We start from the raw sequence: 14,491 nt of genomic DNA on the forward strand, positions 1-14,491 counted from the left end.
CCTTTGCATGCGTTCATTTTTCTAATTCACTTATCCAATAAAAGCTTTCTTAAAGTATAACAAAAACATAGCCGATACGGGAAATAATTTATGAACTCTTGACGAATCTAGTCGAAATACTTTTGAAAGTAGATGGATCTATCCTATTTTGCTGTTAGTACAATAATAGAAGTGAAAAGCGGGGAGCATTATGATGAAGTTAATTGTATTTCACACCACTTAGGAACATATCAACAGAGTTGAAAGTATACTGCATGACTTGGGAGTAAAGAAACTTGCCTTCCTTTATCAGAAAGGCAAGTTTTCCTCAACTTATTTTAAATCTGCTGGAAAAACTAAACCAACTGATTTTCTAGCTTGATCGAGAACTTTGATTGTGTTTAAAGAAGTCTCAAACGAATTAACAGGACTCTCACGTAAACCATCATATAATAAATTCATAAAGTGCTCAATTTCATAGTACATCGTATTATCCTTTTGTTCGACTGAAATATCTGTGATTGTTCCATCTTTATCAATGCGTGTTAGCTGTCGCATATCACTTAATTTATTAATCACAATTGAACCATTTTCACCTTGTACTTCTGAAGGAATATGTGAATCTGTAATTTTTGAAAATATTAGATCAGCCATTAACGCTGGATATTTAATAGACATCGTTCCAAGTCCATCGACACCTGAATCAAGCATAATCACATTTGCCGTTACTGTTTCTGGCATACCAAAGAGAGCAACCAGTGGATAAGCCGTATAGATACCAATATCCATTAACGCTCCATTAGACAGCTCTGGTTTAAAGGCATTGAGAACCTCACCTTCTTTATAACGATCATAACGAGAAGAGTATTTGCAAAAATTACCGATGAAACGACGGACAGGAGCTATTTTCTCAATTTGCTCTTGCAAAACTTTAAAATTCGGCAAATGCGTTGTTTTCATCCCTTCCATTAATAGAACATTATTCGTTTGAGCAACCTCAATCATTCGTTCAGCCTCCTGCTGATTAGAAGCAAATGGTTTTTCAACAAAGACATGTTTGCCTTGTTTCATACAGAGGATTGCTTGCTCACAATGAAGAGCTGTTGGACTAGCGATATAAACAGCATCCATCTCTTCACTCTTAGCAAACTCAATTAAATCAGTATAAGTATGCTCCACTTGATACTTAGCCGCAAATTCTTTCGCCTTCTCTTCTGTTCGAGAATAAATAGTCGTTAATTTAAAATGATCAATCGTCAAACCTGCCTGTAGAAAATGATCGGTAATCCGATTTGTTCCAATCACGCCAAAACGAACCATATTAGTTTCCTCCCTCTTAATCTTCTTTCAATCGATCTAGAATAATTTGATAACCACCACTACCATAAGTTAAGCACCGTTTCACACGAGAAATCGTTGTTGTTGATGCATTAGATTTTTCTGCAATGGTCTGATAGGTCTCCCCTTCGTCAAGCATCTTAGCAACAGCTAAGCGTTGGGTTAAAGATTGGATTTCATTCATTGTTGCAAGATCATCAAAGAAGCGATAACATTCTTCACGATTTTCCAACGATAAAATAGCATCAAATAATTGGTCAAGCTGTTCCCCGCGTAATTTATCAATTTGCACCTCAATTAACCTCCTATTCTATTTCGTCCACACCTGCTAACCCGGGACTAGTCGGAATAACATTAATCCACGTTTTCCCCGGGACGAGATCAACAGGATCACCATCTTGAACAGGCACAATATGACCATCAATATTTTGCCATTGAATTTTTTGGATTAAGCCTTTTTGTAGCAAGTACGCATTGCCACCTGAAGTAAAATCAATTTCCCGTCTCCCTTGCTCATCAATAACTTGATGGGCTGTTTCCATAATGAAAACATTGTTTAACTGGATAGGAGCTTGATCATTTAAGTCAACCGTTTGTTGATCACCATTATAGCGTAGATAAGCATCAGCTGTTTGATCATATTGATAACGAACCGTCTCTTGTCCATAACTTAGTGATACTTCTGATACGCTTTCTCCAGTTAAGTCATCTAACTGATCTTGTTCCAAAAAGGATAATGGCTTATGTTCTACTTCCATTTCATACCCTTGATTTCTTGCGACCTCTTCAACTGCAGTAAAATTCAAATAGGAATTATGCGGAGCAACACGAGAAGAATCCCGATTAAAGAGATGACCATCATTGTCAAAATAGGACCCATTTAAATGATCGGCTGCACCTCCTCTAAGCATATCCTCAATATGATCGGCAGCTCCATGATAAACATATAAGGCATTGTAAGCATTAGCTAAGTTAAAGTAATAAGGTCTTGCACTTCTTACAGGGCCAACCACTTCTGGCTTTTCACTCTGAAACATAGCTAAAAAACGCGTCGTTTGCCCCTCTGCTAAAATCTCAAAAACAATGTCTGCCTGAGATAAGCCACTTTGTGGTCGGGCAGCTGGGTGATTATTGACCATCACACTAACAATGCGATTAGTACTCGGCTCGGCTGTTCTTATCCCCGTTAAAGGAAAAGTAAATTCTGGTTCAATCGTGTCTAGTTCTTCTTGTTCAAATTCTTTTTTCTCTAAATCCTGACTATTTTTTTCAAAATTATTAGAACAGCCTGCAACCATTAAGATAAATAAAACTAATCCAATCAATGATTTATATTTCATTGTTTTATCACCCTTTACTACTCTAGTCTATTAACATCTTACTATGATGAATTATATCAAAGATCTAGCAGAATCGCTCTAACTTTTAGCTAAATAATTTAAATACTTGGCAAATCAGGAGAAAAATATTTTATACTAAAACGATCAAAAGCATTCCATTCTATCGATGATTGGATGAGTAAAGTGAACACTCTACTTTTAAACGGATGTGATAAGTTCTTCATTCCCATCAAAGACATTCACTAGCATTTATCTTCTACTAACGGATAAAGGAAAAAAGAAGCTGTCTTTTTCAACAGCTTCCTCACTAAAACTTACTTAGCTCTTACTTAGCGGATTGTTTCTTTCTATTTATCAAAAATACGATCAGCCCGCCTACTATTAATAGCATAAACCCTATGCCTAACCAGTTATAGATTGATGTTGCTGTAGCTGGTAATGAGTCACCATCAGCTGATGAATCTTCTGGATCTGATGGGGCTGGATCTTTTGGCTTCTCTGGATCTAAGCCATCAGATTGCACAGCTTCAAGATCTTCTAGCGCTTGTTCTAAAGTTGCAAATGCCATATCTACATCGGATTGGGTTGCTTCTTCATTGGCTAAAATAGCTTTTGCTGCTCTAAGTGCTTCGACTAAATTAGCATAGCTTTCCGTTGTATAATCAGCTGCATTTAAAGCTTCAGCTTCTGCTACTAGCTCTGCCAAATCAGATTTTTCTGTTTCCTCTGGTATCGGACTTGGTTTCTTTTCTTCTAGCTGATCAATTGCTGATTGTAAATTTGCTTCAGCAGCATCTACTTCGGCTTGAGTTGCCTCTTCATCTGCTAAAACAGCTTGTGCTGTTTCTAAAGCTGCTTTTAAATTTGCGTAGCTTTCATCTGTATAGACATTAGCATCATAGTCTGCTGCATCGGTAACAAGTTGTTCCAGTTTTTCCTTAACTACTTTTTCTATTTTAATGTCTTCAAGTTGTTCGATAGCATCTAACAAGAGGTCCTCGACCAAGTCAACAAATTCTTGAGTTACCTCTTCATCTTCAGTTGCCAGTATAGCTTCAGCAAAATTCAAAATTTGAATGAAGTAATCCCAAGTTTCAGGTGTATAATCGGCTTCATCCATCTCTTTTGCATCTGCTACAAGAGTTGCTAAGTTTTCTTTATCAACTACTTCAGGTTCGACTGGCTTTAACTGTTCTACTGCATCTTGTAAAGCAACTATCGCTTCATCTACCTCTGTTTGAGTAGCTGTTTCATCTGCTATTACTGCTTCGGCATGACTCAAAGCGTCAGCAAATACTTCCCAGCTCTCTTCTGTATAGTCTGCTTCCAACTTATCTACTTGTAGGGCAACAAGGGTCTCTAATTCTGATTTATCAACCTCTTCTGCTTCAAGCAGCTCTAATTGTTCAACAGCTTCTTGTAATGCGATTACCGCTTCATCTACTTCTTCCTGAGTGACTTCCTCATCTGTCAAAACGGCTTCAGCACTATTCAAAACTTCAACAAATACTTCCCAGCTTTCTGATGTATAATCTTCCGCTTGTTTGTCAGCATGTGCTTCAACAAGTGCGGCCAACACTCTTTTATCAATTTCAACTTCTGCAATTTCCTCTAACTCAGATATACTTGCTTGCAAGGTCACTATTGCTATATTTACCTCTGCTTGAGTTACAGCAGGATCGTCAAATACGTTTTTAGCCGTTTCTAACCTTTCACTGAAGTTTTGCCAAGTTTCAGGTGTATAATCGGCTTCATTTAACGCTTCTGCTTCTGCAATAAGATTTTCTAAATCAGATTTATCGACTTCATCAGGTTCCTCAGAGTCGTCAGCATGCAACGCTGTAAATTCAACTTCTGCAACAGATAACATTCTAGGACTATTATGCGATTCTAGAAACTCAATCGTTACATCAGTAAACCTCGTCCCTTCTGGAACATCTAAGTCGGCAAAATCATATATTACTGATTCTGCATCTTTTTCAACATCCTTATCCCCTAAATCATAAGCATTTCCAGCTTGATCATAAGCCGTAGCCGTAAGTTTCTTTATCAAACCATTTGAACCGACAGTACGGTTAAATACTTCAAATTTAAGCAGCTGCTGTGGCTGATTAAATGTAAAATCAACCTCTAACGGAAGTTCAGCGTATTCTTCCTGATCCTCATCGAAAATCCAGATTAATTCTGCTAACGTATTGAGATCGCCATCAATGAGTCTGTCAAAAGCTGCCTCTCCGTCTTGCATTTTATCTCCATCACCAGTAACAGTCATATCCTCATTTGTTAAGATAACTTCATGTGGTTCTTCTGGATCTGGGTCTGGATCACCAGGAACCATTGTCTCTTCATCAAGGACATCAAAACTTGTATTGACTAATAATAGTCGTGATGCTGGAACATCAAACGTAAGATCTTCATTAGCTCTTAGGGTAACTGTAGCTAATGTTCCTGACCCTTCTAATGTGTCCTGCGTTCCTTTATTAGAAAAAGCGACAAAGACACGGTTGGGTGCATCACTTCCTCCATCCACACGTTGAGAGTAATTTAACATGTGTTCCGTTAATTCAGTTGGTGAAGTCTCAACATATGAAAATCTTGAATCCTGGACGAATTCCGCATTAAAGGCATTGATATCTTGGAGACCTTCGCCAATTATCTCGACTGTAAATTCTTCTCCTGCTTGCACTTCTTCTTGCTCAGGGACTATTTTCAACTCCCCTTGTATGTCTCTACCTGTAGCCTCTAACGGGTTTTCTCCTAATTGTCCAGCTACATACATAAGATCATAGGCATCAATCACACCATTATAATTAATATCGACTCTCGATACTTGATCCCATGTATTTGTTTGATCAAAGCCCATATAGCTTGCAAAGAAATTCAAATCCTCTTCATCGATGACACCATCAGGAATATTTTCTCCTACCACAAATCCATTTGTACCATCAATTTTGTACGGTCTGAACTCTGCAGCACTACCAAATCCACCTACAGCGTTCGTAATTGTCAGCTTAATATATCGGGCTGAAATGTTATCATCAAACTCAATTGTTTTGGTTTCTCCACTGCTTTCAAACTCGCCACCAGTGATAATATTTTGATATGTTTTGCCATCTAAGCTAACGTCTAAATTATATTCTGTAATGGTTCCATTCCCTGCATCATCTCTTGGCACATACTCAAACTTGTCTAATTCATAGCCTAACTGCATATCAATTTCAAAAGTATGTGGTAATTCATTTCCACTGTTCCAATCTGTATGCCAAGTCGTCCCTTCATCACCATCTAATGCCGCTTCTGGTCCACTTCCTGACTGGGAACTATTTGCTGTGCCTGTCATATTCTCAGGTACATTTCTAAAGCGATCAAGTTTGGTTGTTGCTGTAATTTCATCGCTCCATTCTGATGGCCCACGTGTGTTTACTGCTCTTACGCTGTAAGTATACTCAGTATCTGCTTGTACTCTCTCATCCACATAGTAAGGTGTTTGGTCATCATCCGTTGCCTTGAAGACATTTGTATAAACGACACCATCAATCATTAAATCATAAGTGACATGTTCACCATCAACTTCATCCCACTCGAGCTGTATCGCTCGATCGGTAATGTTTTCGTCTTCAGCTCTTAAACCTGTTGGTGTTGATGGTACTTCTTCGTCAATGATCTCATCTTCTTGACTATTGTCAAAACCATCTACGATTAATGACACTTCATTAGCTGTAATATTCGTTTTTTCTACTTTGACATACAATTTAGGTGCTGTCGTAATCTCAACTTCTTCAAATTCCGAACCAGGTGTAGCGTACTTATTTAAGTTGGGCTCTTCATCATAATAGAAGACGTTGTCTGAATCGTTATATTCCTCTTCAGTTGAAACTTCTGCTAAGGTAATCTCTTTGTCTCCAACCATCGCCGTTAAATTTTCCGGTTCTTGGCGTGTGTTGACGATGAATTCTGTCCCTTTATCGGTAACCATTCCTTGATAACCTTGACCTTCTGCTGTTCCAACCGTTATAGTAACCGTCTCATCATCGGTCACTTCGGAAGTAATATGTGTTCTTAAGTTTTTATCATCTTGATAGTCAAGTGTTTTACCATCATCTTCATATAAAGTGAATTCTGAATGACCTGATGGATAAATATCAAAAATTCTATTTTCAGAACCATCTAGATGATTAATGGAGTTATTTTCCGGTGCCATCGGAATAATCGCTCCATCTTTAACAAATACAGGTGTTTTCCATAAAGGAGCATCAACGTTATTAACGACCGATCCACCTTGATATTGTTCACCCGTAAAATAATCGATCCAAGTTTGCTCTTCATCAGGGAGATAAATGCCATTTCTAACTCCTGCTTGATGATCAGCTTCATTATAAATTGGAGCGACTAGTAGACTTGGTCCCCACATATATTGGTATTGAGTTTGGGTACCATACGTATAGGGGTCCTCAGGAAATTCTAACATCATTCCTCTAACCATTGGCATAGATGTTGAGGTTGATTCTTCCGCAATCGTATAGTTATATGGCATCATTTCTGTTTTTAATTTTAAATACATCCGATTAATCGATGCATAAGGTTCCCCATAATGCCAAGGATTTTTAGCATGGTTACCAGCCCATCCGTCCATATCCATTTGGATTGGCGTAAAAGCCTTCCATTGATGATCCCTAGTCTGAATCACTGCATCCCCACCAAATATACCATCCATATCTGAACCGATATTTGGATTACCCGATAAGCCTGCACCGATATATGTTGGAATATGCATGCGAATATATTCCCAGTTTCCTCCAGACTGATCGCCAGACCATAAGCCAGCATAGCGTTGGGTACCTGCCCAACCATTAAGAGAAACGACAAACGGTCGTGCTCCTCCAGAATTTTCTACATTTGCGATACCTTCTGCTGCTAGACGTGTGGCATCTAAAGCCATTGAATAGCCAGGACCAACCCAAGCAACATCTGTTTTGATCGCTCTTACCCCTGCTTGAACTTCTCCATCAATGTCTCGGCGCAGAGGATCATCCTCTGGTAAGCTAGGATCAGGAAGAAGATTGCTTTGTGTCCATAATCCTGTCTCTACACCTTGATCAGCAGCTGCATTAGCAAATTCCTCTAAATTATCTAACCCACCATAGCCACAACCATAGCCATCATTAGGTAAAAACCATGCTAAAGGCATATCATTTTCGGCATAGGCATTTAGATAATCCATTCCATCTTCCATGAGTGTTCGGGTATCACCATGCCCATTATGAACACCATTAAAGCAATCTAAATGGCCTAAATAAAAAGCATATTCTGGCATGAGAGCCGCTTCACCCGTTAACTCAGTATACTCACTAATGATATTTGGAATCGTGTCTTCGACAAAGTAATAAGCATCAAAGCGATCTTCATTATGAGTAAAAGTAGCTGTTTTTGAAAAGTCATATACACCTGGTTGGAAAGTATGGCGCATCACACCATAGCCTTCTGTACTTAAATAGAAAGGGACAGGACTTGATGCAGCACCTGCATCCCAACCCCCACCAACTCTAATATTTATCGATCGATTTTTATGAGAGTAATAACCATTTTGTTGACCACCCCCATAAAAGTGTTCATCATCTTTTGTATCAAGCGTTTGAACGGTTCTACCCTCTCCATATTGAAGTGGCTCACTTTCACTCCAAAGCACCTTTTCCTTGTTTTTATCAAATAAGCTCATCTTTGAAGTATCTTTTTCAATTCTTAATTCTAAAGCAGCTGTAGAAATCGTGTAGAAATCAGCATCGCTTTCATCAATATCTATATCAATGACTCCGTACTCTTCTTCATATTCATCAAAGGCTTTATCAACAATTTCTGTTGTGTGTTCTTCTCGATTAGGTGTTGGAGCTTCTTGAAATTCCCCTTCAGGATCCAAATGTAATCTAAATACAGTATCTTTAAGGAAGCTAATTTTAATCCCTTCACCTGTTGATAAGTCAAGATAAACACTACTTCCATCCTGGCTAATTTCATCTATTGTGCCAATCATATCAAGTCCTTCAGCAGCAGTTGCCGTTATTTCATTGTTATTTTGTTTCTCTTCAGTAGCTAATAACGTTTGCGGAAACATCGAAAATAACAAGATTGCCGATAAAAATAAACCTGCCGATCGCTTAAACTGATGACGCCTTTTCTTACCTTTCAACATATTGCACCTCCACAAAATATCATTCAGGGTAACTATCAAAAATCTGCCTTTTGCTTTTCCTAATCATGTCAAGACTAAATCAGATAGAATCGTTGTCTCGCCTCCCTCTTGCTTCAACACACTGTTTCTTGTCTCTGCTGACATTCCCCCTTTTCTTTTTTATTTAGATCTTTATTTAAAAATATAGATCTCAATGAGGAAAACCACCTTTTTACTCTTCCGAAATACAGCGCTTACAACTAGATTTAATCAAATCGATGCTATCAAAGGTAGTCACACACGCATATCCGATAATGACCTTAAAGTAAATGTTCAAAACCCATACGTCCTAGAAAACACTACGATCTATGAAAACAATGATTGTCTATCTTGTTTATTTCGCTCGTATGAAACAAAAGGTTTACACATCTTTAAAACTACATGTAAATAAAGCAAGTACCCGTACTGAATTAGTATTTTCGTATAAAATATTCAATTGTATATATTTCAGATAGATTTTTATGCAAAATATAGTTAAATATATCTATTTTTTCAAAAATCATACTTTAGTATTGGTTATGTCGTCATAACCAGTTAGCTTATTTTTTAACTCTATCAAAAATGACGATCATTTTTAATAGAGTACTTAATAGACATTTCATTATAAGGAAACAAAGACTATCTACATTGAGGAATGATCATGATGCAAACGGAGTTTAGTGCTGGAATACTTAATCTATCAAATGAAGTTCTAATTATAAAGACAAGTGGTTATAACCACAAATAAAAGTATAATATAAACAATCGATGATGTAAAGGGTTTTTTTTACTAAAATAGTTTTTTTATAAGCAAGCTCATTTTTGATATAAAAGAGCGACTGATAAACGATAGAAAATACAGCGATGCTAAAGAGGCTGTTCAAGCAAATTAAACCAGCCTTTATCTATTATTATCACTAAATAAAAGCTGGCTTTCCTGTACCATAGAATATCTTGATTACTAAAGTGCTTTTTTCCAGGCAAACCAATTGATTACACATAGTAATAGCACATAAAGAAAAACAACATAAGGGAACAAAAAGACTAAATGATGAATAAAAGCTAAAATACCAATTACAAACATCATGACCATCATCATTCCTGCATTGGCTGATTCAATAACTGCAAAGGACTCGAGAAAAGGATAACGTCCGTTATTCATAATCCGATAGCTAATCGGTGTAAGCGCACAAGCGATCAGAAAAATAACAGGAAAATGAACCAATGCCATTGGGCCCATAAAGAATAAGTAGATAATCAGCAAGAACAACATAACCGGTGCAAGTAATTGAACTAAAAAAGCCTTTAGTGTGGCCCGGTAGAAGAGTGATTCTTCTTTAACCGGCAAGACTTGATAAATAAAGGATCCTTTCTCTTTTGCCGAATACTTCAACATATAAACCACTGTTGGAATGTTTAATAAAGCAAAATAACCATATAAGTAATTTATATTTTGATTTATTTCAAATCCATCGAATGCCATCATGACAAGCATAAAGATAGGTAAAGCAATTGAAATCCCTAATGTTGGATAGGTTTTTAGTTTAAAATCCCGCTCGCGGTTAAACATAGCCTGAGCAAAACCAAAAACCGCAAATTCCTGTTGATCATGACAAATCCATTTAGCGATCGTTTGACTAATTCGATGTTTCTTTGCTTTCTTTGCACTAGATGCATTTAACAATTTAGCTAGATTCTGCTCAAACGACGGCATCAGTTTAAAATAAACCCATAAAGAAAGGACTGGCACAACAAGTGCAAAACAAGCAGCAACCACCATCCCGAGTTGATTATTATTTAATAAAACCATTTCAAACAGGCTACCAAACCATAATGGTGGTAATAATAGGTGCCACCATTGCCAGTCAATCGAAAATGACATATCGATCAACTCAAATGATCGTCCAATGAATTGATAAACAAACACTAAAGCAATTGAGAGAAAAATCTGAACGTAATTGATGAGATTACGCAATTTTTCGCCATCAAAAAACTTTAAGATCACTATATAAAATAAGGCTGTCATAACAATGCAAAAGATACTCATTAAAATCAAACTAAGCAATAGCAATAAGGAAAATAAGATCCCATGATAAATACTTCCAACTACAAATGGAATCAACAATAAAGCACCAACCAATTGGGTCATATAAATAACAACATGGGTGAATTTTGCTAATGAAATCGTTCGTTGATCAACTGGCTTCGTATCGAGAACAACTTTATCTCTCACATCGAGCAGTACAGATGAGAAATCAGAGATCATTGATGTTGTGAGAATAAACATAATCATCGCAAAAACAATGCTAATTTGAAAATAGAAATACTCTCCTATAATTAAAAATGGAATAAGTAATAATCCGATAAAAGCATATAGCAATAAAGATTTTACAAATGGGGTCAATAAAGCATTTGGCTTTTGACGATCATTACTCATAATCGTTGGTACACGTCGTCCGTCCATCATGAGTTTAAACCCAATAATGAGTCGTAATGTTTGATAATCAACACCAAGCAATCGATATAAGCCACTAAAACAGTCGAGTATTTTTAACGTTAACGAGTTATTCATGTTGATCAGCTCCTTGAATAATTCGAACAATATCAGTAGCCGTTTGTTCGTGCTGATCAAAGCCTGTTAATTGATTAAAAATTTGTTCAAGTGTTCCTTCTTTATTTTTTGCTTTTAGTTCCATAAAACTACCATCTGCCATCACTTCGCCTTGATTAAGCAATAAAATCCGATCACTGATTTTTTCAACAACATCCATAATATGTGACGAATAAAAAATCGTTTTACCTGCTTTAGCAAGTTGATCCATCATTTCCTTAATGATCATGACACTATTTGCATCTAATCCAGCAAGTGGCTCATCAAAGAAAATCAAGTCTGGATCATGAATCAGACTAGCAATGATCAATAATTTCTGTTTCATTCCCTTAGAAAAAGTTGCAATTCTCGCATGTCTAACAGCTTTTAATTCAAATTTATCAAGTAAAGCCGTGAATTTCTGTTCGATTTGTTCCAGCCCCATACCATACATTTGACCAATAAAATGAATATACTCCGTTGCTGTTAAGTCATCATAAATTTCACCATTCTCTGGGACATAACCAATTCGTCGTTTATAATCTACAGGATGATCACGAATATTCTCACCAAAAACGATAACATCGCCTTTATAATCGCTAAGTAAACCGAGAATTATTTTGACCGTTGTACTTTTACCAGCTCCATTCGGACCGATATAGCCAATAATCTCTCCGCGTTTAATTTTTACATTGATTTGATTAAGAACTTGTTTTCCAATAAATTGAATCGATAAATCCTTTAATTCTAATATCGTTTCCTCTGACACAAACAACCCCTCCTCTACACTGTTATTTTTCAGTTTAACATATTTGCTTACCTATAAGAAAAGCTCAAGCTGCGCTTTCATCCTTTTGGACTAGTGCGTAACTTGAACTTTGCAGTGCTCAATTATCAAAAGTGATTCCGCCTAAGCTTTCGCAGCAAATAGAACCCATTTTCTTTCTATTAAATACAGGTCACAATGCTTATAAGCAATGGATAACCAATCTATTCCTGAATAAAGAAAAATTAAAATGTTACTTTTGCACCAAAATATTAAGGTTCAACTAAGATGGCTGAAGGGTGGAAGTCCATGTTTTGACATTGCAAATAGATATTTTGCTGAATCATCCCTTTATTATAAAGCTATCGTTATTAACCTGCAGGGGAGGTATGTTCCGCTTTCGGAACGAAATAGCGCTCCAAACAGATAAGAAAATCAAAGTCAACATGGGATTGAATCCCGACTCTCTCGAACACGGTCAAGGTTTAATAACTTTTTTCAGTGTGCGAAGCTTGATTACTAATATTATAATTTTGAAAATTACAATTATCTTCTATTCAATTAAAAACCCAGCAAAAATCTGCTGAAATACTTATGAGCTTCTGATGGGAGTCGCCAATTATTTAAGCCTTTTGTCTCTAAACTCTAGAGGCTTTTCGACTTTCTCGAAGTATCTTTTCTATCTTATTGGCATATTGTTTATTCTTGAACCTTTTCCAAATAAACCTTCCCAATCATTTTTAAAATGATCTAAGGTTTCTTGAGTAAGCGCATATTCAGACATTTCTTCTAACAAATGATTAGGGACAGTCACGTTATCTGCTCCTGCTAGTATTGCTTGTTCTACATGATCAACTGTTTTTAGAGAAGCTGCTGCAATTTTGCAGGAGTAATTTTCTTCATCAAATACTTTTTTTATTTTACTAATTACATCTATCCCTGAAACATTTAGCTTTTCTAATCTGCTTACATATACTGCTATATAATCAGCCCCTGATTCCGCTGCTAGAATTGCCTGATTAAGCGTAAAAATAGCTGTACATGAAATGGGAATTTCTCGCTGTTTCAACAATTTAATTGCTTTAAATCCTTCCACGCTTGCTGGGATTTTAACAAATGTATTTCCTTTAATTTCTTCTTTAATTTTTATAGCGTCATTTACTATTTCATCAGCTGTATGGCCTATTACTTGTAAAAAGAAAGAACTGTCATTCCCTATAACCTTTCGAATTAATTTTGCATTTTCAAAAAAGGATTTCTTAGCTTCTTTTAAATCTTCAACCGCATTTGTAGGATTAATTGCAAAACAGTCCACTGGAAAACTATTTTTAGCATGTTCTATTTCTTTTAAATCAAAACTGAACAAACAAAATTCCACATTTTCCCCTCCTATTCGGTAATTCCCAAAGGTTTCTGGTGGAATTCGTTTCTCTCTACCCTATAACAGTTTCTTCGTTTTGAAAAAGATCCATTGTATCAATATTTAACAGTTATCGAATATAAGTTTTTCATGTCCTTTGAGAATTACCTTTTATTCTATACAATCAGGTTAATTACTTTTCCATATTACTGATCCGACTTCCAACTCCAAATAAACCTTCCCAATCTTCTTTAAATTTAGTTAACGTTTCTTGAGTAAGAGAATGAATTGACATTTTTTCTAATAAATCTATGGTTAAGGCTAAATTATTTGCTCCTGCTAATACTGATTTTTCAATATGTTCTGTTGTCTTCAATGAAGCTGCTGCAATTTTACAAGAATAATTTTCTTCATCAAATACTTTTTTTATTTTACTAATTACATCTATTCCTGAGGCGCCTACCTTCTCTAGTCTACTTACATAAACAGCTATATAATCAGCACCTGATTCTGCTGCTAATATCGCTTGGTTCAACGTGTAAATGGCTGTGCATGAAGTTGGAATATTTAATTTAGTAAGTTCCTTTATTGCCTTAAAGCCTTCTACGCATGCCGGTATTTTAACCGTTGTATTCCCAGGGACAATTTCGATAATTTTCTTTGCATCTTCAACCATTTCCTCTGCAGTATCACCTAGAGCTTCTAAAAAAAATGGTGTATCACTACCTATGATATCTCTAATCAATAAGGCGTTTTCTAGGAAACTCCTATCGACTGTCTTTAAATAGTCAACAGCAATAGAAGGGTTCATACTCACACTATTTATTGGAAATCTTTTAAATCCCTTCTTAACCATCTCTAAATTACCAGTATCTAAACAAATATCCATGTTATCCTCCTTGATTAATTTTTA

Annotated in this window: 8 protein-coding genes; all 8 read right to left on the minus strand. The window is 36.3% G+C overall.

Going from position 1 to position 14,491, the window contains the following annotated elements:
• Nucleotides 1-312: 312 nt before the first annotated feature.
• The 8 genes from ACS127_RS00745 to ACS127_RS00780 all read right to left on the minus strand — a co-directional run bounded on the left by ACS127_RS00745 (nt 313) and on the right by ACS127_RS00780 (nt 14,467).
• Nucleotides 313-1,299: a Gfo/Idh/MocA family protein gene (locus ACS127_RS00745; protein ID WP_440896567.1), complete on the minus strand. Its 987-nt coding sequence runs from the start codon at nt 1,297-1,299 to the stop codon at nt 313-315.
• A 16-nt stretch (nt 1,300-1,315) separates the two neighbouring features.
• Entirely contained in the window at nt 1,316-1,609 is a 294-nt protein-coding gene (locus ACS127_RS00750; RefSeq protein ID WP_440896568.1) for a YerC/YecD family TrpR-related protein, read from the minus strand.
• A gap of 13 nt (nt 1,610-1,622) precedes the next feature.
• Nucleotides 1,623-2,657, minus strand: a complete 1,035-nt coding sequence (locus ACS127_RS00755) for a DUF3048 domain-containing protein (RefSeq protein ID WP_440896569.1) — start codon at nt 2,655-2,657, stop codon at nt 1,623-1,625.
• 325 nt (nt 2,658-2,982) lie between these two features.
• Complete coding sequence (locus ACS127_RS00760) at nt 2,983-8,844, minus strand: discoidin domain-containing protein (RefSeq protein ID WP_440896570.1); 5,862 nt, start codon at nt 8,842-8,844, stop codon at nt 2,983-2,985.
• Between the two features lie 979 nt (nt 8,845-9,823).
• Nucleotides 9,824-11,434 carry a hypothetical protein gene (locus ACS127_RS00765; RefSeq protein WP_440896571.1) on the minus strand — a complete coding sequence of 537 codons (1,611 nt, stop codon included), beginning with the start codon at nt 11,432-11,434 and terminating at the stop codon, nt 9,824-9,826.
• On the minus strand, nt 11,427-12,221 hold the full coding sequence (locus tag ACS127_RS00770) for an ABC transporter ATP-binding protein (protein WP_440896572.1): 795 nt from the start codon (nt 12,219-12,221) through the stop codon (nt 11,427-11,429). The genes ACS127_RS00765 and ACS127_RS00770 overlap by 8 nt, the downstream gene beginning before the upstream one ends.
• A gap of 676 nt (nt 12,222-12,897) precedes the next feature.
• Nucleotides 12,898-13,596: a transaldolase family protein gene (locus tag ACS127_RS00775; RefSeq protein ID WP_440896573.1), complete on the minus strand. Its 699-nt coding sequence runs from the start codon at nt 13,594-13,596 to the stop codon at nt 12,898-12,900.
• 175 nt (nt 13,597-13,771) lie between these two features.
• Nucleotides 13,772-14,467, minus strand: a complete 696-nt coding sequence (locus tag ACS127_RS00780) for a transaldolase family protein (protein WP_440896574.1) — start codon at nt 14,465-14,467, stop codon at nt 13,772-13,774.
• Between the last annotated feature and the right edge of the window lie 24 nt (nt 14,468-14,491).

The sequence above is a fragment of the Amphibacillus sp. Q70 genome, from assembly GCF_052055485.1.
In the GTDB taxonomy this organism is placed as follows: domain Bacteria; phylum Bacillota; class Bacilli; order Bacillales; family Amphibacillaceae; genus Amphibacillus.

Coding starts and splice junctions, on each gene's coding strand:
- ACS127_RS00765 (WP_440896571.1), bottom strand. CDS start 11,434: ATGAATAACTCGTTAACGTTAAAAATACTCGACTGTTTTAGTGGCTTA.
- ACS127_RS00755 (WP_440896569.1), bottom strand. CDS start 2,657: ATGAAATATAAATCATTGATTGGATTAGTTTTATTTATCTTAATGGTT.
- ACS127_RS00745 (WP_440896567.1), bottom strand. CDS start 1,299: ATGGTTCGTTTTGGCGTGATTGGAACAAATCGGATTACCGATCATTTT.
- ACS127_RS00760 (WP_440896570.1), bottom strand. CDS start 8,844: ATGTTGAAAGGTAAGAAAAGGCGTCATCAGTTTAAGCGATCGGCAGGT.
- ACS127_RS00780 (WP_440896574.1), bottom strand. CDS start 14,467: ATGGATATTTGTTTAGATACTGGTAATTTAGAGATGGTTAAGAAGGGA.